The sequence below is a fragment of the Exiguobacterium sp. s145 genome (assembly GCF_018618835.1).
GTDB classification, from domain to species: domain Bacteria; phylum Bacillota; class Bacilli; order Exiguobacteriales; family Exiguobacteriaceae; genus Exiguobacterium_A; species Exiguobacterium_A artemiae.
Map to the genome: position 1 here is coordinate 223736 of NZ_JACSMV010000001.1, position 21232 is coordinate 244967.

Sequence of the window (21232 nt, forward strand, 5' to 3'; positions counted from 1 at the left end):
CGCTCATTGAGCGTTTTTTTTATTTGGATAAAAGGCGAGGATGACCAAAAGCGTAAATGCAATCAAACTCATCATCGGAATCGTCAGGAAGCCAAAATAATTGACCCATTTGATGAGACAACCATTTGTACAGAGCGCTTCGCCATCCGGTAATCGTTCGAGTACGACGTGGTAGGCCGCGACTGCGAACCCGAGTAATGTATACAAGCGAAGGAAAAATCCGTCGACCGGGCGATTGCGGAACAAGGATACGAGCAGATAGATGGCGGTCGTATACATGAACAGACGTTGCCACCAACATAATGGACAAGGAATGAATCCCCGGACCTCACTGAAATACAGACTGCCTAAAGTAGCGACCGTTGAGACGATCAACATAAAATGATACCGTGACATATGTACCTTCCTTTCTAACGTGTTAAACTAATGCCATCTTATATCATGAGGAGTCGAATCATACATTGCAAGTGTCGGAAATGGAAATGTTGATTACGTTGTCAGAAGAATTGAACATGAGACGGGCAGCCGAACGTCTTTTTGTATCGCAGCCTGCCCTCAGCCAACGTTTGGTCGCAATCGAGCGGCGCTGGGCAACCAAGCTGTTCATTCGTTCATCCCGTGGGCTGAGTATTACTCCGCAAGGCGAAAAAGTCATCGGTCTCGCCAAGGAGATGAACCGGAAAGAACTGGAGCTTAAAAGTGAATTGACGGCAGAAGAGGGAGCCGTTTACGGGACACTTCGGATTGCAGTCGCGTCCATTATGGGACAATACTGGCTTCCCCGTGTTCTGAAACGATTTGTCGAACGGTATCCGCATGTCCGTGTCCAATTGGTCACAGGGTGGTCAAGTGAAATGATGCGTCATATGCTGGAAGAACATTTTCACATCGGCATCATCCGCGGAAATCCCGATTGGAAAGGCGTGAAGGAACGGCTGTTTTCCGATCCGCTGTATTTAGTCGACAGTGAACTGACGTCGTTGGAACAGTTGCGGAAGACAGAACGTCCTTTTATCCAGTTCAAGAGCGATTCGACCTATTATCAGGAAATTTTAGAATGGTGGCAGGATCGTTTTTCGAGTCCGCCGGCCCGGACGCTCGTCGTCGACCAGATTGAAACGTGTAAACAGATGGCACTTCACGGGATTGGTTTTGCCATCTTGCCGGAATCGACGATCCATGAAGCGAGTGAAGTGATGCAGATTCCGCTCAAAACGTCATCCGGTAAAATTTTAAAGCGGGACACGTGGATTCTATCAACGGAGTCGATGCTTGAATTAAAACAAGTCCAAGCGTTTTGGGACATTGTCAAAGAAGAAGGAGGAAGTCAGTCAGATGGAATACGCAATTGAAATGCGCCGAGAACTTCATAAAATACCGGAACCTGGTTTTAAGGAGTTTAAAACGCAAGCATTTATCCTTGATCAAATCCGATCATACCCGGAAGATCGGGTCAGTTACGATACATTCGAAACAGGAGTATTTGTCCGTGTGAAAGGATTAACCGGAAATCGGACGATTGGATACCGGGCGGATATCGACGGATTACCGATTGAAGAAGCAACGGGACTGCCATTTTGTTCCGAGCATCCGGGGTTCATGCACGCCTGCGGCCATGATGTGCATGCATCAATTGCCCTCGGTCTGTTACGCCGAATCGTTGAACTGCCGGTCATGGATGATGTCGTTTTCCTGTTCCAACCAGCTGAAGAAGGTCCGGGTGGGGCAGAACCGATGATTAAAAGTCCGCTGTTTGAAAAATATCGTCCGAGTGAGATGTATGGTCTGCATGTCGCACCGGAGTATCCGGTCGGAACGATTGCCAGCCGTCCGGGTGTCTTGTTTGCGAGTGCACGGGAAGTTCATATCACGATTTATGGACAGAGCGGTCATGCTGCGTTCCCCCATTTGACGATTGATACAGTCGTTGCGCAGGCAGCGTTAATCATGCAGCTGCAGACGATTGTCAGCCGCTCGATCAATCCAATGAACTGCAGTGTCATCACGATCGGGAAAGTAGATGCAGGAATTCGGGAGAATGTCATTGCCGGTCGGGCGTTACTCGACGGAACGATGCGGGCGCTTAACGGAACAGATATGGAAAAGTTAGAGCAACGTGTCCGGGATATCATCCGCGGCATCGAAGCTTCATTCGGCGTCAAAATCGATCTGCAGTTCGGAAATCGGTATTATGAAGTCGTCAACGATCAACGCGTCGTTGATAAATTCTCATCCTTCGTCAAAATGAATGCGAATTACATTGAGTGTGATGCTGCCATGACGGGAGAAGATTTTGGTTTCATGTTAAAAGAAATTCCCGGCATGATGTTTTGGCTCGGGGTGAATAATGCAACATCCGGATTACATCAACCGACCTTGAATCCGGACGAAGAAGCCATCCCCTTCGTCATCAATTTACTGGATCATTATTTCCGCGAATACGTCTAAATAAAAGACGTGACAATCGGCCCTTTATTCATGAAAAAATGGATAAAGGGCTTTCATTTTATAGAAGAGAACAGTTTTCGAACGTTTTGTGAAATAAATCACGAGTATATGTGAACAATTTGTTACATCAAACATTTAAAACAGACACAAATGATTATGTTCTCTATGATACGGATATAAACAATATATAGAAGTACGTCTAGAAAGAGGGGGCTATACACATGTTCAATGATCCAGTCATGCTCAGTCGATTATTGACAGGGCTCACATTAGCATTCCACATCATCTTTGCGACGATTGGGGTAGGGGTTCCATTGATGGTACTCGCAGCTGAGTACATCGGTATTAAACGAAAAGATTCAGACTATATTCTTTTGGCACGTCGCTGGACGCGCGGTTATATCGTAACTGTAGCGGTAGGTGTCGTAACAGGAACAGCGATTGGTCTACAATTGTCGCTCTTATGGCCTTCCTTGATGCAAGTAGCCGGTCAAACGATTGCCTTACCGTTGTTCATGGAAACTTTCGCCTTCTTCTTTGAAGCGATTTTCCTCGGTATTTATCTCTACACATGGGACCGGTTTAAAAATCCATGGTTACACTGGTTAATCGGGATTCCCGTCGTCATCGGGGCGACATTATCTGCTTTCTTCATCACGACGGTCAACTCATTCATGAACTCGCCGGAAGGATTCAAAATCGTTAACGGAACGTTGACGCAAATCGAACCGTTGAAAGCGATGTTCAACACGGCGACACCAACGAAAGCAACGCACGTCATCGTATCCGCTTACTTGACGGTTGCCTTCATCTTGGCAGCAATCGCAGCGTTTCATCTGTTGCGCAAGAAAACTTTGTCGGCGGCAGAAACGGCTTATCACAAAAAAGCACTTCGCTTAACCGTCATGGCCGGCTTAATCTTTGCCTTCTCGACAGCATTGGTCGGTGATTTCTCCGGGAAATACCTGGCGAAATACCAACCTGAAAAACTCGCAGCGGCAGAATGGCATTTTGAAACGACAAACGAAGCCGAATTGATTTTCGGTGGTATTTTGGATGAACAGGCGGACGGCAGCTATGAAATTAAAGGTGCTGTCAAGATTCCGTATGCTTTATCCATTCTCGCAGGGGGAGCACCGGATACAGAGGTCATCGGTTTGAATGAATTCGCCAAAGAAGATCAGGCACCTCTGTTTGTCCACTATTTCTTCGATATCATGGTATCGATTGGCATGTACCTGGCTGCCATCTCAGCCTTGTTCATCTTGGCATTCCGACTCAAAAAGTTGAACCCGTACAACAAATGGTTACTGCGCGGTATTTTCATCGGTGGACCGCTTGCCATCGTCTCGATCGAAGCAGGATGGATGTATGCGGAAATCGGACGTCAGCCTTGGACGCTCTATGGTATTATGAGAACGGCTGATGCAGCGACGACTTCGACGGCTGTCGGACCGATGTTGATTTTATTCAGTTTACTTTATCTGTTGCTCGGAACGATTTGTACAGTCGTCTTGCTCCGGATGTTTAAAAATAATCCAGTCGGCAAAGAACTCGCGGACGATCATCACACACGTGGTGAAGCGATGTTTGCGGACGACAACAAATAAGGAGGGAACGAGTTGGACATTCAAACACTTGGAATAACCGTACTTTGGACGTTCCTTTATGGATATCTCATCGTTGCCTCAATTGACTTCGGTGCCGGTTTTTACGCGTTTTATTCAAAATATACGAAACGGGATCATCTGACGAACCGTTTGATTCTCCGTTATCTTTCTCCGGTCTGGGAAGTGACGAACGTCTTCTTCGTCTTCTTCTTCGTCGGACTTGTCGGATTCTTTCCGGATACGGCATATTATTACGGAACAGCTTTACTTGTTCCGGCTTCGATCGTGTTGGTATTGATTGCAATTCGCGGTAGCTTTTACGCATTTGCCAACTATGGTTCGAACGACAGCATGTTCTATACGTTCTTATACGGTGCGACAGGATTGCTGATTCCGGCAGCGATGTCGACGACACTGACAATCAGTCAGGGCGGTTTTATCCGGAAAACAAATGAGACAGTCGAATTCCTTGGGACGAAGCTGTTCACGAACTTTTATTCTTGGACGGTCGTTGCGCTTGCCATCGTATCGGTTCTTTATATCAGCGCGATGTTCCTGTTGTTCTATGCGGATAAAGCAAAGGATGAGAATGCAACACCATTGATTCGGAAATGGGCATTGTTCTGGAGTATTCCGACAATTGTTGTCTGTGCATTAGTCTTCTTCGGACTGAAGAATCAGGCAGCGTGGCATTATGAAAATATTTTAAACGGCAACTGGTGGTGGTTCGCAGCAAGTTTCCTATTCTTCTGCGTTGCTGTCACACTTGTTTACTTGAAGAAAAACTACGGGATTGCTTTCATCGCCGTGATGGCGCAATACGGTGTTGCCTGGTTCGGATACGGATACACACACCTTCCGTACATTCTTTATCCCTACATCGATATCAATAAAGCGGTCGTTAACGAAACGATGGCTACGGCACTTGTCGTCGTCTTCATCTTCGGACTGATGTTATTGATCCCTGCACTGTATTTGATTTTACGGTTGTTCCTGTTTGACAACGATTATGTCAGCGGGAAAAAAGCAAAATAAGTAGAACGTCTATCACGTAATCAGTTCGAGGCTGACTCAAAAGTCGGTTTCTCCAAAGAAAAGGGCGGCAGATTCAATTCTGCCGCTCTTTTCTCGTTTAATGTAGAACTCACGTACTTACGAGACTCCTACAGGAAATGGCGTGAAAGATCAAATGATTTCTTTTGAAGTCGACCCCTTTTTTTGATTAGATTTGTCGGTCGTTTTAAGGTGGGGAGAACCGAAAACTGTATTGTAAAAGCGTTCATAGTAATTTAGAAGTGAATCGGGTACACTACTACATGAAGCAGAAATGTGAAGGAGAGTTGAACATGAATGGAGAGTTTGCGGTAATCGGTTTAGGGCGTTTCGGGGGATCGATTGTTCGAGAGTTGTCGAAAAACGGATATGATGTTTTGGCGATTGATTCGGATGAAGAACGTGTGAATGAATATATGGGGATTGCGACGCATTCCGTCATTGCAGATACGACGGATGAGAACGTTCTAAAGAGTCTCGGAATCCGTAATTTTGATCATGTCATCGTTGCGATCGGGGAAAACATCCAAGCATCGATTTTGACGACTTTAATTTTAAAAGAACTGGGTGTCCAGTCGATTACGGTCAAGGCGACGAATGATTACCATGAAAAAGTGTTGCGTAAAATTGGTGCGGACTTCATCGTCCACCCCGAGCGGGACATGGGGGTCCGGATTGCCAACGGATTGATGAGTTCGAATATTTTAGATTATCTCGATTTATCACAAGAGTTCTCGATTGTCGAAATCAAAGTCAGTGACCGGATGGCGAACCAGACTTTGATTGATCTGGATTTACGAAGCAAGTACGGTGCGAACGTTGTTGCCATCAAGCGGGGCGAGAACGTCATGATTTCCTTACAAGCGGATGAATTGATTGAAAAAGGGGATTACCTCGTCGTCATTGGAGAAAACGATGACTTGGACCGCTTGGAGCGCGCCATTCATAAAGTGAAAAATTAATATCAAAAAAGGCTGAGGAATGATTCCTCGGCCTTTTGAGTAGTTAAATGAGTTGAAATTCCTTGAGACCGTGTTCGATGCCGTCTTCGAGAATATGTTTAGTGACGAAATCGGCGGCTGCTTTTGTTTCTGCAAGACCATTGCCCATCGCGATGCCGGTTCCGACATAACGCAACATTTCTAAATCATTTAACGCATCTCCGAAAGCAAACGTATCTTCGCGCCGGATATTGGTCAGCTTCAGAAATTGTTTGATGCCGTCCGCTTTGGATGAACCGACATTAATGACGTCCATTGCGTTCGGATGCCAGCGGATGAAGTCGAAGGCCTGATAGTTCTGAGTGTACTCGGCTTCTTCTTCAGCAGTACAATAGACAAGCGTCTGGAAGACATCATGTGTCGTAAACGCCTGGTCATTAAAAGCCGGTAAAGGAATATCCAGTTCGCCAAGTGACTCTTGGACTAACTGATCCGACGGTTTCGTTGAAAACCCCTGTGTTTCACCTAGATAAACAAGCGTATGACCATTTTTATGGGCCCGCTCTGTCAAATGCTTAAGATTTGCAATCGGTTGCGGACGTCTGTAAATGACCTCGTTCTGATGCACGACGATTTGACCATTGTACCCAATGATCGTATCGATATTGAGTAATTCGCGGACACCGGATAACATCGCCGGACCGCGTCCGGTTGCGATAGCTACATAGACACCATTTGCTTGTAATTGTTTAATTGCCTGTTTGGTCGACTCGGGAACAAAATGACCATCGTGAAGTAAGGTTCCATCGATATCGAAAAAGACGACTTTCTGATTTGCCATGGTTTCACCTTCTCTTTTTAATTGACTGTTCAGCCGGATACATGTGGAATTATAGCACAGCGTTAACGTTTACGCCGACCTTGGATTAGGAATAGGATGAAAAAATAGTAGGATATCGTGTATACTAATCTAAGGACAAAAAACAATGGACTGATAAGGAGTTGCTAAACATGATTTTTAAAGTATTTTATCAACCGCTTCGTTCAGAAGCCCCGGTACGGGAACGGACAGAAGTGATGTATGTTGAGGGAGAGAACATTCGTGAAGTGCGAACAGCGATTGACCACCTCATCAAAGAAATTAACGTCGAATTCATCCGTGAGTTAAGCGGCGAATTCCTTGAATATGAAAAACTAAGCCCAGACTATAAGGTTGAAACGTTCGCATGAAGTTCGTTAAAAACCATCAAGCAGCCGTTTTCGCACTCGGCGGCTTAGGAGAGATCGGGAAGAACACATACGTCGTTCAATTTCAGGATGAGATTATCGTCATCGATGCCGGTGTCATGTTCCCTGAAGATGAACTGCTTGGAATCGACTATGTCATTCCAGATTACACATACTTGATCAAAAACAAGGACAAGGTAAAAGGTGTCTTCATCACTCACGGTCACGAAGACCACATCGGGGGATTGCCGTTTTTACTCAAACAAGTCAACTTACCGATTTATGCCGGAAAGATTGCACTTGGTCTCATTAAAGTAAAACTCGAAGAACACGGTTTATTGCGGACGGCCGAGTTGCATGAAATTGATGAAGATTCAATCATCAAATTCCGGAAGACGAGTATTTCATTTTTCCGGACGACTCACTCGATTCCAAACTCGTTCGGAGTTGTCGTCAAGACACCACAAGGTAACATCGTCCATACCGGCGACTTTAAGTTCGATTTTACACCCGTCGGAGAACCGGCTGATTTAACAAAAATGGCGGAACTCGGCAAGGAAGGTGTTCTCTGTCTATTGTCTGACTCGACGAATGCCGAGATTGAAGGCTTTACGATGAGTGAACGTGTCGTCGGAGATACGATTTCAAACATCTTCCGTAAAGCAGAGGGGCGGATCATCTTCGCGACTTTTGCCTCGAACATCTATCGCTTGCAACAAGTCGTCAATGCATCAGTCGAAGCCGGACGCAAAATCGTCGTCTTCGGTCGGAGCATGGATAAAGTCATGATGATTGGTCAGGAGCTTGATTTCATCAAAGCACCAAAGGGCACAATCATTGAACCGAACGAGATGAAACGGTACAAGTCAAATGAACTGACGATTCTTTGTACAGGTTCGCAAGGGGAGCCGATGGCAGCCCTTAGCCGGATCGCCAACGGAACACACCGTCAGATTTCCATCATTCCGGATGATTTGGTCATCTTCTCGTCTTCTCCGATTCCAGGAAACGTTGTTTCCGTCGGGAAAACGATTAACCAATTGTATAAAGCCGGTGCAGATGTCATGTACGGTAAATTGAATGACATCCATACATCAGGTCACGGCAGCCAACAGGAACAGTTGTTGATGCTCCGTCTCTTGCAACCTAAATACTTCATGCCAATCCACGGAGAGTACCGCATGTTGAAAAAACACATGTCACTTGCGATGGATGCCGGTGTGCCGGAAGAAAACTGTTTCGTCATGGACAACGGTGAAGTTCTGGCACTCGATGCCAATGCAGCCGCCATTACTGGTAAAATCCAAGCGAATGCCGTCTATGTAGATGGAAAAGGAATTGGAGATATTGGTAATATCGTCCTGCGTGACAGACGGATTCTTTCAGAAGAAGGACTGGTCGTCGTCGTCGTCACACTTGATTCTAAAACGAATCGTCTTGTTTCAGGACCGGACATCATTTCTCGCGGATTCGTGTACATGCGTGAATCCGGTAACCTGATCAAGGATGCGGAACGTCTGTTGAAGCGTTCGCTTGAGCAATCTTTAGCGAACCGAAACACAAAATGGACGGATATCAAGCAAGTCATCAACGATACATTGACACCGTACCTGACTGAAAAAACACAACGTCATCCAATGATCATGCCGATCATCATGGAAGTATAAACAAAAAAGACATTTCCTTATTATGGAAATGTCTTTTTTGTTACTTCATTCTTATTTTAGAGAGACGAACCATACTCCTTGAAGGGTTCTTTCGGATCGATTCGATCGTAAAACATGATCCCATCCAAATGATCATATTCATGTTGGCAAACGACGGCCTTTAATCCTTTTAATCTTAATTTTACAGGATTTCCGTTATGATCGATGCCAGACAGGGTAATACGCATATAGCGCGGCACATGACCTTCGACTTCCCGGTCAACGGACAAGCAACCTTCTCCGCCGGCAAGATACGTTTGTTCAACGGAATGACTGACGATTTTAGGATTATAAATCCCGAACTCGAGAATGTCGTCCCCGTCTTGCAGACGAATGGCAAACATTCGTTTATTGACTCCGATTTGTGGAGCCGCCAGTCCAATCCCGCTACGTAAATCATATTTTTCGGCTAATTCATCGTCTTGACTGTTGGCGAGATATTCCATCATCAGACGCATCGTTTCCTTATCTTCCTCACTGAGAGGGAAGGTAACGTCGACAGAACGTTCGTGAAGCGAAGGGACATCTTCCCGAACGATCTCATTCATGGTAATCATGAACAGCACCCCTTTCATCTAAAAAAATTATAGCATATCAAAGGAGGAATATTAATAACTAACACAGTTGTGAATTGATGAATAGTACAGAAGTAAAGGCGTTCTTCATATGTGATGTCATTCACAAGAACATCCGCTAAAAAAAATAAAACATTTCCTTTGATTTTATAGGTGTTACAGTTTTATACTTGTAACGTAATGAACAAGACATGCTTGCGTGTCTCTTCATGTTAATACAGTTTACTCAACTGGATAGGTACACAGATATATGTTCAAGAAAAGGTCATACGGGACTTCATTTTTTGAACACTATTGGTATGTAGCAAGTCAGTAAGAGGAATATTTCGCTGAACACAGTGAAAGGATGAGGTGAAAAGATGAACTTAAACATGTTTAAAAACGTGGAAGAAAACTTTGAAACATTCCGCATTCTGGATGAGAAAGGTGAAGTCGTCAACAAAGACGCTATGCCGGACCTCTCAGATGAAGAACTTACGGAATTAATGCGTCGTCTCGTTTACACACGTATCTGGGACCAACGTGCAATCTCACTCAACCGTCAAGGACGTCTTGGTTTCTACGCGCCAGTCGCTGGACAAGAAGCGTCAATGATCGGTTCACAATTTGCTTTAGATAAAGATGACTGGATTCTTCCAGGATACCGTGATATCCCGCAAATGGTTTTCCATGGTTTCCCGCTTTACAAAGCATTCTTGTTCTCACGCGGACACATCACAGGCGGTAAGATTCCTGAGGGTGTTAACGTCTTAATGCCGCAAATCATCATCGGTGCACAAATCGTGCAAGCTGCCGGTGTTGCACTCGGCCTTAAGAAAAGTGGAAAAGAACAAGTCGCAATCACGTACACAGGTGATGGCGGATCGTCACAAGGTGACTTCTACGAAGGTATGAACTTTGCCGGAGCATTCAAAGCACCTGCGATCTTCGTTGTCCAAAACAACCGTTTTGCGATTTCTACACCGGTTGAAAAACAATCGATGGCGAAAACAATCGCTCAAAAAGCTGTTGCAGCCGGAATCAACGGAATCCAAGTTGACGGAATGGACGTTCTTGCCGTCTACGCAGCAACAAAACAAGCTCGTGTTGAAGCACTGAACGGTGTTCCGACATTGATCGAAACGCTCACATACCGTTACGGGCCGCATACGCTCGCTGGAGATGATCCAACACGTTACCGTACAAAAGATATGGATGATGAGTACCAAGCACAAGATCCACTCGTTCGTTTCCGTGCGTTCATGGAAACAAAAGGTCTTTGGAACGAAGACAAAGAGAACGAAGTCATTGAACAAGCGAAAGCGGATGTAAAAGAAGCACTCGCTCAAGCAGATAAAGAACCAAAACAAAAAGTAACAGACTTCATCAACGTGATGGCTGAAAAGTTACCACAAAACCTGCAAGAGCAGCTTGATGAGTATACAGCAAAGGAGTCGAAATAACCCATGGCACAAATGACGATGATCCAAGCGATCACTGACGCAATGCGCGTCGAGATGAAACGCGACGAGCAAGTTCTCTTGTTCGGTGAAGACGTCGGTAAGAACGGTGGGGTATTCCGTGCGACAGAAGGTCTTCAAGATGAATTAGGCGAAGACCGTGTCTTCGATACACCACTTGCCGAGTCTGGTATTGGTGGCCTTGCAGTCGGATTCAGCTTAACTGGTTTCCGTCCAATCATGGAAATCCAATTCTTCGGTTTTGTTTTCGAAGTATTTGATTCTGTAGCGGCACAACTCGCACGTTTACGTTACCGTTCAGGCGGCACGTACAGTGCACCTGTTACAATCCGTTCACCATTCGGTGGCGGTGTTAAAACACCTGAGCTTCATGCAGATAACTTGGAAGGATTAATGGCTCAGTCACCAGGACTTAAAGTCGTCATCCCTTCAACTCCGTATGATGCAAAAGGTCTTTTGATCGCATCAATCCGCGATAACGACCCAGTCGTTTTCCTCGAGCACATGAAACTGTACCGTTCATTCCGCGGTGAAGTGCCAGAGGGCGACTACACGATCGAACTTGGAAAAGCAGACATCAAACGTGAAGGTACTGACGTGACAATCGTAACGTACGGTGCAATGGTTCACGCGTCACTCAAAGCTGCTGAAGAGCTTGAAAAAGAAAACATCAGCGTTGAAATTATCGATTTGATGACAATCAGCCCGATTGACATCGATACAATCGTTGAGTCAGTCAAGAAAACGAACCGTGTTGTCGTTGTTCAAGAAGCTCAAAAACAAGCAGGTGTGGCTGCAATGGTCGCAACTGAAATTCAAGAGCGCGCAATTCTTGACCTCGAAGCACCGATCCTTCGTGTTACGGCACCTGACACAATCTTCCCGTTCGCACAAGGTGAAGATTCATGGCTTCCGGACCACAAAGATATCGTCGAAAAAGTAAAAACTGTTTACAACTTCTAAGAGTGAACCGGAAAAAAGGAGAGAGGCAATTCTCTCCTTGCTTCCGTTTTAAAGATAACAATCGACCAGAAGAGTGAAATAAAAGGAGGCTAATTCAAATGGGTTTATTTGAATTCAAATTACCGGATATCGGTGAGGGTATTCACGAAGGTGAAATCGTAAAGTGGTTCGTTAAAGCAGGCGACACAGTAAAAGAAGATGACATTCTTCTTGAAGTACAAAACGATAAAGCAGTCGTTGAAATCCCGTCACCAGTTGATGGCACAGTCAAAGAAGTAAAAGTCGACGAAGGCATCGTAGCCGTCGTTGGTGACGTATTGATCACGTTTGATGTGGAAGGCGAAGGTTCAGCTCCTTCTGAAGAAGAAGCACCGGAACAACCTAAAGCAGCAGACAACGCAAAAGATGTCCAAGACACAGATAAAAAAGTCGAAGACAAGCCAAATGAAGTTCAAATCCATAAATCAGAACGCGTTATCGCAATGCCTTCAGTGCGTAAATATGCACGCGAAAAAGGCGTCGACATCCGTGAAGTTCAAGGTTCTGGTGACAACGGTCGCGTTGTCAAAGAAGACATCGATGCATTTGCAAACGGTGGACAATCTTCAACTGCACCAGCAGCAGAAGAAAAAGCACCGGCAGCACAAGCTTCAGCATCTAAATCTGAAGTGAAACCGTATGTTGCAGCTCAACCTGAGCTCGAAACACGCGAGAAGATCAAAGGAATCCGTAAAGCGATTTCGAAAGCAATGGTCAACTCGAAACATACAGCCCCACACGTTACATTGATGGACGAAGTCGATGTTACGAATCTTGTTGCACTCCGTAAAAACTTCAAAGAAGTTGCGGCAGCACAAGGTACGAAATTGACGTATCTTCCATTCGTTGTAAAAGCATTGACTGCTGCAGCTAAAAAATACCCTGCAATCAACGCGTCAATCGACGATATGAACGAAGAAGTTGTTTACAAAAACTACTTCAACATCGGTATCGCAGCAGACACAGACAACGGTCTTGTTGTTCCTGTCGTCAAAGATGCAGACCGTAAATCAATCTTCGGATTAGCAGATAACATTAACGACCTTGCTGGTAAAGCACGTGACGGTAAACTTTCTGGGGACGAAATGAAAGGCGGATCGATCACAATCACAAACATCGGTTCTGCTGGCGGACAATGGTTCACACCTGTCATCAACCACCCAGAAGTTGCAATCCTCGGTATTGGCCGTATCGCTGAAAAAGCGGTCGTCAAAAACGGTGAAATCGTTGCAGCACCAGTACTTGCTTTGTCATTCAGCTTCGACCACCGTCTCATCGATGGTGCTACAGCACAAAACGCGCTTAACTTGGTTAAACGTCTGTTAAACGACCCACAACTTCTCATTATGGAGGGATAAGCAATGGTAGTAGGTGAATTCGCACAAGAAACAGATTTACTCGTAATCGGGGCTGGCCCTGGTGGTTATGTCGCTGCAATCCGCGGTGCGCAACTCGGACTTAAAGTAACAATCGTCGAACGTGAAAACGTCGGTGGTGTTTGTTTGAACGTCGGATGTATCCCGTCAAAAGCCTTGATCACAGCTGGACACAACTTCCAACATGCAAAAGGTTCAGATTCAATGGGAATCACATCTGAGAACGTCGCTGTCGACTTCTCAAAAGTTCAATCTTGGAAACAATCAGTCGTCAACAAATTGACTGGTGGTGTCGGTGGCCTTCTTAAAGGTAACAACGTTGAAACAGTCGTTGGGGAAGCTTACTTCCAATCTGAAGATACAGTTCGTATCATCAATGAAGATTCTTCTACACCTTACAAATTCAAAAAATGTATCATCGCAACAGGTTCGACTCCAATCGAACTTCCAGCTTTCAAATGGTCAAAACGTGTCCTTTCTTCAACAGGCGCTTTGAACCTTCCTGAACTTCCGAAAAAACTCATCGTCATCGGCGGCGGGTACATCGGAATGGAACTCGGAACAGCGTATGCTAACTTTGACACTGAAGTTGTCATCTTAGAAGGTACAAAAGATATCCTTTCTGGATTCGAGCCTGCAATGACGCAAGTCGTTAAGAAAAAGCTTAAACAAAAAGGAAACATCACGATTCACAACGAAGCACTTGCACAAAGTGTCGAAGAGACAGAAGAAGGCGTGAAAGTTACGTTTGAAGTCAAAGGTGAAACACAAACTGTCGAAGCGGACTACGTCCTCGTCACAGTCGGTCGTCGCCCGAACACATCTGATCTCGGTCTTGAAATGGCAGAAGTTAAAGTCAGCGAACGTGGACTCGTCGAAATCGACGATCAGTGCCGTACGTCGAACGAAAACATCTACGCTATCGGGGACATCGTTCCTGGGCCGCCACTTGCACACAAAGCTTCATTCGAAGCAAAAATTGCTGCTGAAGCAGCTGCTGGACATCCGGCATACCTCGACTACAGCGCGATTCCTGCGGTTGTCTTCACAGACCCAGAACTCGCAACAGTCGGTTATACGGAAGCACAAGCAAAAGAAGAAGGACTCGACTATGTTGCGTCTAAATTCCCTTACGCTGCAAACGGACGTGCTCTTGCACTCAACGAGCCAGACGGCTTCTTGAAAATGATCACACGTAAAGCAGACGGTCTCTTGATTGGTGCTCAAATCGCCGGTACAGGCGCATCTGACATGATCGCAGAGATGGGACTCGCAATCGAGTCTGGTATGACAGCTGAAGATATCGCACTCACAATCCACGCGCACCCTTCACTCGGTGAAATCGCAATGGAAACTGCTGAAGTTGCAATCGGTAGCCCAATCCACATCATGAAATAAGCCAAAAAACCTTAAGCGGGGAGCCGACCGCTTAAGGTTTTTTTGTGTCGTTTAATCTGTCTTTAAAACAGGAAAAGGATAAAAAAAGAAAGGGTGAGACAAGATGGAATCTCAACTGTCGCCACTTGAAGAACTGTATCATGTCTCAGAAACGGATAAAGTCAGGTTTATCGGGATGACAACGGAACAAGCGCGGTACGATTTTGGTGTCGTCTTTACCAAACAGTTTTTCGGGAAGGTGTTAGTTGTCAGTCTCACGAGCGGCCGGGCCGCTTTACTCGATCATACAGATGTTCTCGAGGCGGATGCCATGACGCGTCTGCTCGGGATCGAACCGGTGGATGCCGAGGCGGTCGGAGAATTTTTAGCGACGCTGTTGCCGGATGTACCGAGTTATGAGCAGGCAGATTAAACGAGGTTGACTTCTAAAAGAATAATTCCTGTTTAAACGAGACAAGGGGGCAGATTCGGAATCTGCCCCCTTTATCTATTGGAGAAGCTGACTTTTAGGGTCAGCCGCTTATTATGAACGAAACTTAACGAATTGCATTCGATTGTTGAATGACTTTAATGGTCTCAAGTGTATGATCTTCGAGTCCTTGGACAGGAAGACCGGCTTCGATATTTTCTTTGATGTACGCTAAATTGTCTGTCGTAATCATTTCACCCGGAATGAAAATCGGAATGCCGGGTGGATAGACCATCATGAACTCTGCCGAAATCCGGCCGACAGCGTCTGCAAGTGGAATGGTTTCCGTTTCTTCATAAAAAGCATCACGCGGACTGAGAGCGAGTGCCGGAATGTCGGGTAAGACGATCGAGTGAGAAGATGTTTTAGCCCCTGTATCCCGATGACGCTCTACGAGATCAGCCATTCCTGCAAGCAAGGCATCAATCGTCTCTTCCGAATCACCGGAAGTGATGATCAGCAAGATGTTGTTTAAGTCGGACAGTTCCACTTCGATGCGATGTTCGTCCCGTAAAAATTCTTCGACAAGATGACCGGAGATGCCGAGTCCTTTGACGGAAATCAGAACTTTTGTCGGATCAAAGGCAAATGTCGCACTGGAATGAAGGTCCGATTCACCAAATACTGCGAGATAAGGAAGTTTTGCCAGTCCCATCCGCATCCGTGTCGCCAGTTCGAGCGCGCGACGGTTCATCGCTTCTCCGTTGATCGCGAGATGCCGGCGGGCGCAGTCGAGTGATGCCAGTAAAAGATACGACGTAGAAGTCGTCGTCAACATCGACAGGACAGCTTGTACTTTATCCGGCGAGACGAGACCGCGGCGGACATTCAAGACGGAACTGCCGGTAAGTGATCCTCCTAATTTATGAACACTTGTCGCAGCAAGATCTGCACCAGCCTGCATCGCAGAAAGCGGCATATCATCGTGGAATGCGATGTGAACGCCGTGTGCTTCGTCGACGAGAACGGGGATGCCTTTGCTATGAGTAAGGGTGACGATGCTTTCTAAGTCACCTGCAACACCGAAGTACGTCGGATTGATGACGAGGACCGCTTTAGTATCCGGGTGAAGACTGAGGGCACGCTCGACGGCGCTTGGTGTGATACCGTGAGCAATACCGAACATTTCGTCAAACTCCGGGTGAATGAAAATCGGGTGCGCTCCAGAAAGAACGATAGCCGACATGACCGATTTATGAACGTTCCGAGGAACTAGAATTTTATCATCCGGACCGACGACACTCATGATCATGGCCATGATGGCGGTCGAGGTTCCTTGAACGGAGAAAAATGTTTCGTCTGCATGAAAGGCTTGGGCTGCTAGTTGATGAGCATCCTTGATGATTCCTTTCGGATGATGTAAATCATCGAGTGGCGCGATATTGATTAAATCGATATCAAGCGCGTTTTGACCGATGAATGATCGAAAAGCAGGATCCATCCCTTGGCCATTTTTATGACCGGGAATATGAAATTGAATTGGTTGACGTTTCGCATGCGCAAGCAGCGCATCGAATAAAGGTGTATCGAGCTGTGTTAAGCTTTTTGTTTGCACCAGATTTCCCCCCTTAAAACCGAATAAAAAAACAATCAAACAAGCTAACTATAACAAGTTTTCATAAGGTTGCAACTGTTTTATGTTCGATTTCGTTGTAAAATAGGAAGCGTCAAGAAAGGAAGTGTCACAATGGCGGTCAATTATCCCATTAATCCGGACTGGTCGACGGACGAAATCGTAACAGTCATCCAATTTTTTAATACGGTCGAAGAGGCTTACGAAAAAGGAATCGATCGAACGTTCTTTTTAAATGCCTACCAGGATTTTAAAACCATCGTCAATTCAAAGTCGGAAGAAAAACAGCTTGATCAGTTTTATTTTGAAGAGACTGGATGTTCGAGCTACCGTGCAGTTCAGCAGGCAAGAAAACAAACCGATGCTTTGTTACGTTTGAAAAAGTAACGAAATCCGTATCATCAAACAACCTCTTTTCTGACTGTCCAGAAGAGAGGTTGTTTGTTTAGAAAAAACAAAAACTGGTTATATACTACATACAAGACGATATCGTACAACTGTAAAATTTAAAAATAGACACTTTACATCTAAGTTAAATCGTACTATTATGGATTCAATCCACTAATTAGTCGCAATTGTCTGATAACTAAGTTTTTTATCCCGCGAAGGAGTGTGGTTACTGTGAAACAAGTGATTGAAGCATACAAAAGAAAAGATGCAGAAAAACGCATTCCTGTATTGCGCCTTGAAATCGATTATGAACTTGCGACTTTACATGATGCAATTGTAGCAAGTGATACGGAAGCGATGGGCGCCAGTAAGGAACGTCTTGAAAAATACCGCCAAGAGATGGTTCGTCTTGAAGCGTAATCAAGATGATCTTCTTAAAATAGAATAAACGATAATAAAATAATCCCAAAATCAACCAGCGAAATTTTTGTTGGTTGATTTTTTTTGTTATCATGAAAAGGTAGGACGGTCTAAAGGAGACGGAAAGGGTGAGTCGGATGCAAGGGATTGAGTTACATGCGATCGATCTAATCAAGCGGGCGGGAAAGTATATTCGTCAAAAGATGGATCAAGCGTATCATATAGAAGAAAAAACAAATAAAAGTGATCTTGTCACGGAAATTGATCAGCATGTGGAGGATTTACTGATTCGAGGAATTTTGGATCGGTATCCGGATCACCATGTGTACGGAGAAGAAGGACGAATCGTTCGTCCGGATACGTTAGAAGGCACGGTCTGGTTCGTGGATCCGATTGACGGGACGATGAACTTCATTCGTCAAAAACGGTTATTCGCCATCTCGATTGCCATTATGGTAGAAGGAGAATTACGTTACGGATTCGTCTATGACGTGATGGCAGATGAACTGTTTCATGCCATTAAAGGGCAGGGGGCTTACGAAAACGGAACCCGGCTTGCACCAATCAAGGAAAGACCGGTCAATGAAGCGATTATCTGCATGAATGCGACATGGGTGACGGCAAACCGGCGAATCGATTCCAACCTGCTCGCGCCTCTTGTCCGTGATGCGGTCGGTGTTCGGGCAGTCGGTGCGGCTTCACTCGAACTCGCCTGGGTTGCGGCAGGTCGGGTCGACGGATATATTACGATGCGGAACATGCCGTGGGATTATACAGGGGGACAAGTCTTGATTGAAGAACTCGGCGGACGTGTCGGGACAATCGAGGGAGCGGACATGACGTATCTTGAACAAACGAGTGTATTGGCAGGAAGCCGGCAATTCGTTGAGGATGTCTTAACGTACGTGCAAAAATAAAACGCCCCTAGAGGGCGTTTAAGCTTGTTTACGTAAACGAGCTTTCAAGACGAAGCCTACTCCCATTGTTCCGATAGTTAAAAGAAGTGAGACGACAATCATAAGAACGTTTTGCTCCGCGATAAAAATACCGATGGCAGCCATTGAACCGACTGCGATAATGGCTAACAATAAAAAAAGAATCCGCATTTGTCATTTCCCCCTCACGATACATAAACTCGTCTTTAGTTTAGCGTGAATCAGGGACAATGAAAAGGCTTTCGCTGTCATCTTCAATCGAAGTGATTGCCAACTACCAGTCAACCTGTGCTATACTCTTAAAGTTGACCGAAAGTATTAATGGATTATTTAAATGAACAGAAAGAGGTACACACCTATGACAACATTAGTAAGAAACGATTTACGCAACGTCGCGATCATCGCCCACGTTGACCATGGTAAAACGACACTCGTCGATGAGCTTTTAAAACAATCTGGAACATTCCGTGCGAATGAACTAGTCGAAGAACGCGCAATGGACTCAAATGATATCGAGCGTGAGCGCGGAATCACGATCCTTGCTAAAAATACGGCAATTGATTACAAAAATACACGTATCAACATCGTTGATACACCAGGTCACGCCGATTTCGGTGGTGAAGTAGAACGTATCATGCGTATGGTTGACGGCGTTATCCTCGTTGTCGATGCACGTGAAGGCTGTATGCCACAAACACGTTTCGTATTGAAAAAAGCACTTGAACAAGGTCTTCAACCAATCGTCGTCGTCAATAAAATTGACAAACCGATGGTCCGTCCACTCGAAGTTGTTGACGAAGTCGTCGACCTCTTGATCGATCTTGGAGCAGATGAAGATCAACTCGAATTCCCAGTCGTTTATGCATCGGCAGTCAACGGCTCAAGTTCATTTGACCCTGAACTTGAAAATCAAGAAGATACAATTACAAACGTTCTTGATTTGATTCTTGAACACACACCGGCTCCTGTTGACAACAGCATGGACCCGTTACAATTCCAAGTTACAATGCTCGACTACGATAACTATCTTGGTCGTATTGGAGTAGGACGCGTTTTCCGTGGAGAAATCAAAGTTGGAGACAGCGTTTCGCTTTCTAAACTTGATGGATCAATCAAAAACTTCCGTGTTACAAAATTATTCGGATACTTTGGTCTGAAACGTGTTGAAATTGAAGCTGCAAAAGCTGGAGATTTGATTGCAATCGCAGGTATGGAAGATATCAACGTCGGTGAAACGGTTTGCCCGACTTCACACGTCGATCCACTCCCATTACTTCGTATTGATGAGCCGACTCTTCAAATGACGTTCATCGTTAACAACTCGCCATTCGCTGGTCGTGAAGGTGACCTCGTCACTTCGCGTAAAATCGAAGAGCGTCTTGAAAAAGAACTTGAAACAGACGTTTCGCTCCGTATCGAAAACACAGATTCGCCGGACCGCTGGATCGTATCTGGCCGTGGTGAGCTTCACCTCGGGATTTTGATTGAAAACATGCGTCGTGAAGGATACGAAATTCAAGTATCTAAACCGCAGGTAATCATCAAAGTTGAAGACGGCGTTAAAGTTGAGCCGTTTGAGCGCGTTGTCATTGATACACCTGAAGAGTACACAGGTGGTGTCATGGAATCGATCGGTCTCCGTAAAGGTGAACTGACGAACATGCAGACAATGGATAACGGACAAACAAAAATGGAATTCATCGTTCCTTCACGTGGATTGATCGGATACCGGAATGAATTCTTATCTGCAACACGTGGATACGGAATCATGAACCACACGTTCGAAGAATACCGTCCGTTCATCAATGCAGACATCGGTGGACGCCGCAGTGGAGTTATGGTCTCAATCGAGACGGGTAAAGCGACTGCTTATGCAATCTCTGCACTTGAAGACCGCGGAACAATCTTCATCGAGCCAGGTCTTGAAGTTTACGAAGGAATGATCATCGGTGAATGTAACCGTGACGTCGACCTCGCTGTTAACGTTGTTAAAGCGAAACAATTGACGAACATGCGTGCATCTGCGAAAGATACAACAAACGTTCTTAAACGTCCACGTGTCTTCTCACTTGAAGAATCATTAACATTCCTGAATGAAGATGAGTACTGTGAAATCACACCGCAATCAGTTCGTCTTCGTAAACAAGTATTAAACAAAAACGAACGTGAAAAACAAGACAAGCGCCGTCGTCTTGGTAAAGACTGAGCTCTTAACACGTAAGGGGGACTGGCAATGACTGCACAACCTGCCGTTGCTTCTGATTTCTCGAAATTTGATATTCCTGCCGTTGCGAAATTGCTTGGTGTGGGAAGTGACCCGAACAACTTGAGTGCCGGATTTAATGCACTGATGATTACGGTCGTCATCTTGACGTTAATCGTTTTTAAATTAGGTTTTGCGAAAGAGTTAGCCTGGTGGAAATCACTGATTGTCTATTTGTTACTCGCGGTATTTTCTGCTGCTTTAACACTCGTCTTTTGGACATGGCCGATTCCTGAAGTCTTACTTGCGATGGTCGTCATTCTCGGAATTTACCGATTCCGGATGTGGATGGTCAAACGTGAGCGAGAACGAACTGCTTCTTGATCATAAATCAATAAAAAAGTCCCGTTTCCTTTTGGAAGCGGGACTTTTTTGTGTGAAATGAA

At 45.3% G+C, this 21232-nt stretch carries 22 protein-coding genes; 17 read left to right on the forward strand and 5 right to left on the reverse strand.

The genetic code is table 11. From position 1 onward, the window contains the following. Positions 1-3: 3 nt before the first annotated feature. On the reverse strand, positions 4-396 hold the full coding sequence (locus KNQ07_RS01095; protein ID WP_012370891.1) for a disulfide bond formation protein B: 393 nt from the start codon (positions 394-396) through the stop codon (positions 4-6). Between the two features lie 65 nt (positions 397-461). Between KNQ07_RS01095 and KNQ07_RS01100 the strand changes: the two genes are divergently transcribed. From KNQ07_RS01100 to KNQ07_RS01120, 5 genes are all read left to right on the forward strand, one after another. Next, on the forward strand, positions 462-1352 hold the full coding sequence (locus KNQ07_RS01100) for a transcriptional regulator CcpC (RefSeq protein ID WP_012370890.1): 891 nt from the start codon (positions 462-464) through the stop codon (positions 1350-1352). Further along, positions 1336-2448: an N-acetyldiaminopimelate deacetylase gene (locus KNQ07_RS01105; RefSeq protein WP_012370889.1), complete on the forward strand. Its 1113-nt coding sequence runs from the start codon at positions 1336-1338 to the stop codon at positions 2446-2448. Before KNQ07_RS01100 ends, KNQ07_RS01105 begins: the two co-directional genes overlap by 17 nt. Before the next feature lie 221 nt (positions 2449-2669). After that, positions 2670-4058 carry a cytochrome ubiquinol oxidase subunit I gene (locus KNQ07_RS01110; protein WP_012370888.1) on the forward strand — a complete coding sequence of 463 codons (1389 nt, stop codon included), beginning with the start codon at positions 2670-2672 and terminating at the stop codon, positions 4056-4058. Between the two features lie 12 nt (positions 4059-4070). Then, positions 4071-5093 (forward strand): cytochrome d ubiquinol oxidase subunit II, encoded by a 1023-nt coding sequence (locus tag KNQ07_RS01115; RefSeq protein ID WP_012370887.1) that lies wholly within the window; start codon positions 4071-4073, stop codon positions 5091-5093. A 311-nt stretch (positions 5094-5404) separates the two neighbouring features. Beyond that, positions 5405-6073: a potassium channel family protein gene (locus tag KNQ07_RS01120; protein ID WP_012370886.1), complete on the forward strand. Its 669-nt coding sequence runs from the start codon at positions 5405-5407 to the stop codon at positions 6071-6073. A 43-nt stretch (positions 6074-6116) separates the two neighbouring features. On the opposite strand, the gene KNQ07_RS01125 is transcribed toward KNQ07_RS01120, so the two are convergent. Then, positions 6117-6893, reverse strand: coding sequence for a Cof-type HAD-IIB family hydrolase (locus KNQ07_RS01125; RefSeq protein WP_214763608.1), 777 nt, complete (start codon positions 6891-6893; stop codon positions 6117-6119). 170 nt (positions 6894-7063) lie between these two features. Between KNQ07_RS01125 and KNQ07_RS01130 the strand changes: the two genes are divergently transcribed. After that, the gene (locus KNQ07_RS01130; RefSeq protein ID WP_012370884.1) at positions 7064-7282 is read left to right on the forward strand and encodes a DNA-dependent RNA polymerase subunit epsilon; all 219 of its coding nucleotides are present in this window, start codon (positions 7064-7066) and stop codon (positions 7280-7282) included. Further along, on the forward strand, positions 7279-8946 hold the full coding sequence (gene rnjA / locus KNQ07_RS01135; RefSeq protein ID WP_012370883.1) for a ribonuclease J1: 1668 nt from the start codon (positions 7279-7281) through the stop codon (positions 8944-8946). The genes KNQ07_RS01130 and rnjA overlap by 4 nt, the downstream gene beginning before the upstream one ends. A 56-nt stretch (positions 8947-9002) precedes the next feature. Here rnjA and def read toward each other — a convergent pair whose 3' ends face one another. Further along, a complete protein-coding gene (def, locus tag KNQ07_RS01140) occupies positions 9003-9542 on the reverse strand; it encodes a peptide deformylase (RefSeq protein WP_012370882.1) in 540 nt (179 codons plus the stop codon). A 377-nt stretch (positions 9543-9919) separates the two neighbouring features. Here def and pdhA point away from each other — a divergent pair, with 377 nt between their 5' ends. The 5 genes from pdhA (at position 9920) to KNQ07_RS01165 (ending at position 15208) form a co-directional block, all read left to right on the forward strand. Next, entirely contained in the window at positions 9920-11002 is a 1083-nt protein-coding gene (gene pdhA, locus KNQ07_RS01145) for a pyruvate dehydrogenase (acetyl-transferring) E1 component subunit alpha (RefSeq protein WP_012370881.1), read from the forward strand. Between the two features lie 3 nt (positions 11003-11005). After that, entirely contained in the window at positions 11006-11983 is a 978-nt protein-coding gene (locus KNQ07_RS01150; RefSeq protein WP_131502667.1) for an alpha-ketoacid dehydrogenase subunit beta, read from the forward strand. Positions 11984-12081: 98 nt separating this feature from the next. Beyond that, positions 12082-13380, forward strand: a complete 1299-nt coding sequence (locus KNQ07_RS01155; protein ID WP_214763613.1) for a dihydrolipoamide acetyltransferase family protein — start codon at positions 12082-12084, stop codon at positions 13378-13380. 3 nt (positions 13381-13383) lie between these two features. Continuing rightward, complete coding sequence (lpdA, locus tag KNQ07_RS01160; protein WP_114595397.1) at positions 13384-14796, forward strand: dihydrolipoyl dehydrogenase; 1413 nt, start codon at positions 13384-13386, stop codon at positions 14794-14796. Positions 14797-14899: 103 nt separating this feature from the next. Beyond that, entirely contained in the window at positions 14900-15208 is a 309-nt protein-coding gene (locus tag KNQ07_RS01165; protein ID WP_012370877.1) for an SAV0927 family protein, read from the forward strand. Positions 15209-15332: 124 nt separating this feature from the next. On the opposite strand, the gene KNQ07_RS01170 is transcribed toward KNQ07_RS01165, so the two are convergent. After that, entirely contained in the window at positions 15333-16820 is a 1488-nt protein-coding gene (locus tag KNQ07_RS01170; RefSeq protein WP_214763615.1) for an aminotransferase class I/II-fold pyridoxal phosphate-dependent enzyme, read from the reverse strand. 132 nt (positions 16821-16952) lie between these two features. Between KNQ07_RS01170 and KNQ07_RS01175 the strand changes: the two genes are divergently transcribed. The 3 genes from KNQ07_RS01175 (at position 16953) to KNQ07_RS01185 (ending at position 18565) form a co-directional block, all read left to right on the forward strand. Further along, positions 16953-17225 (forward strand): UPF0223 family protein, encoded by a 273-nt coding sequence (locus KNQ07_RS01175; protein WP_214763618.1) that lies wholly within the window; start codon positions 16953-16955, stop codon positions 17223-17225. A gap of 234 nt (positions 17226-17459) precedes the next feature. Beyond that, positions 17460-17648 (forward strand): hypothetical protein, encoded by a 189-nt coding sequence (locus KNQ07_RS01180; protein ID WP_012370874.1) that lies wholly within the window; start codon positions 17460-17462, stop codon positions 17646-17648. Between the two features lie 137 nt (positions 17649-17785). Continuing rightward, positions 17786-18565 carry an inositol monophosphatase family protein gene (locus KNQ07_RS01185; RefSeq protein ID WP_214764733.1) on the forward strand — a complete coding sequence of 260 codons (780 nt, stop codon included), beginning with the start codon at positions 17786-17788 and terminating at the stop codon, positions 18563-18565. A gap of 18 nt (positions 18566-18583) precedes the next feature. Here KNQ07_RS01185 and KNQ07_RS01190 read toward each other — a convergent pair whose 3' ends face one another. Beyond that, complete coding sequence (locus KNQ07_RS01190; protein WP_012370872.1) at positions 18584-18754, reverse strand: DUF5325 family protein; 171 nt, start codon at positions 18752-18754, stop codon at positions 18584-18586. Between the two features lie 187 nt (positions 18755-18941). On the opposite strand from KNQ07_RS01190, the gene typA reads away from it, so the two are divergent. Together typA and KNQ07_RS01200 are read left to right on the forward strand one after the other, a co-directional pair. Then, on the forward strand, positions 18942-20789 hold the full coding sequence (gene typA, locus KNQ07_RS01195) for a translational GTPase TypA (protein WP_012370871.1): 1848 nt from the start codon (positions 18942-18944) through the stop codon (positions 20787-20789). 27 nt (positions 20790-20816) lie between these two features. Beyond that, positions 20817-21170 (forward strand): YlaH-like family protein, encoded by a 354-nt coding sequence (locus KNQ07_RS01200; protein ID WP_012370870.1) that lies wholly within the window; start codon positions 20817-20819, stop codon positions 21168-21170. Positions 21171-21232 lie beyond the last annotated feature (62 nt).

Excerpts from the sequence above, each read along its gene's own strand:
- pdhA (WP_012370881.1), top strand. The coding sequence starts at position 9,920 with ATGAACTTAAACATGTTTAAAAACGTGGAAGAAAACTTTGAAACATTC.
- typA (WP_012370871.1), top strand. The coding sequence starts at position 18,942 with ATGACAACATTAGTAAGAAACGATTTACGCAACGTCGCGATCATCGCC.
- KNQ07_RS01120 (WP_012370886.1), top strand. The coding sequence starts at position 5,405 with ATGAATGGAGAGTTTGCGGTAATCGGTTTAGGGCGTTTCGGGGGATCG.
- KNQ07_RS01190 (WP_012370872.1), bottom strand. The coding sequence starts at position 18,754 with ATGCGGATTCTTTTTTTATTGTTAGCCATTATCGCAGTCGGTTCAATG.
- KNQ07_RS01130 (WP_012370884.1), top strand. The coding sequence starts at position 7,064 with ATGATTTTTAAAGTATTTTATCAACCGCTTCGTTCAGAAGCCCCGGTA.
- KNQ07_RS01200 (WP_012370870.1), top strand. The coding sequence starts at position 20,817 with ATGACTGCACAACCTGCCGTTGCTTCTGATTTCTCGAAATTTGATATT.
- KNQ07_RS01150 (WP_131502667.1), top strand. The coding sequence starts at position 11,006 with ATGGCACAAATGACGATGATCCAAGCGATCACTGACGCAATGCGCGTC.
- rnjA (WP_012370883.1), top strand. The coding sequence starts at position 7,279 with ATGAAGTTCGTTAAAAACCATCAAGCAGCCGTTTTCGCACTCGGCGGC.
- KNQ07_RS01105 (WP_012370889.1), top strand. The coding sequence starts at position 1,336 with ATGGAATACGCAATTGAAATGCGCCGAGAACTTCATAAAATACCGGAA.
- KNQ07_RS01185 (WP_214764733.1), top strand. The coding sequence starts at position 17,786 with ATGCAAGGGATTGAGTTACATGCGATCGATCTAATCAAGCGGGCGGGA.
- lpdA (WP_114595397.1), top strand. The coding sequence starts at position 13,384 with ATGGTAGTAGGTGAATTCGCACAAGAAACAGATTTACTCGTAATCGGG.
- KNQ07_RS01175 (WP_214763618.1), top strand. The coding sequence starts at position 16,953 with ATGGCGGTCAATTATCCCATTAATCCGGACTGGTCGACGGACGAAATC.
- KNQ07_RS01095 (WP_012370891.1), bottom strand. The coding sequence starts at position 396 with ATGTCACGGTATCATTTTATGTTGATCGTCTCAACGGTCGCTACTTTA.
- KNQ07_RS01110 (WP_012370888.1), top strand. The coding sequence starts at position 2,670 with ATGTTCAATGATCCAGTCATGCTCAGTCGATTATTGACAGGGCTCACA.
- KNQ07_RS01165 (WP_012370877.1), top strand. The coding sequence starts at position 14,900 with ATGGAATCTCAACTGTCGCCACTTGAAGAACTGTATCATGTCTCAGAA.
- def (WP_012370882.1), bottom strand. The coding sequence starts at position 9,542 with ATGATTACCATGAATGAGATCGTTCGGGAAGATGTCCCTTCGCTTCAC.
- KNQ07_RS01125 (WP_214763608.1), bottom strand. The coding sequence starts at position 6,893 with ATGGCAAATCAGAAAGTCGTCTTTTTCGATATCGATGGAACCTTACTT.
- KNQ07_RS01155 (WP_214763613.1), top strand. The coding sequence starts at position 12,082 with ATGGGTTTATTTGAATTCAAATTACCGGATATCGGTGAGGGTATTCAC.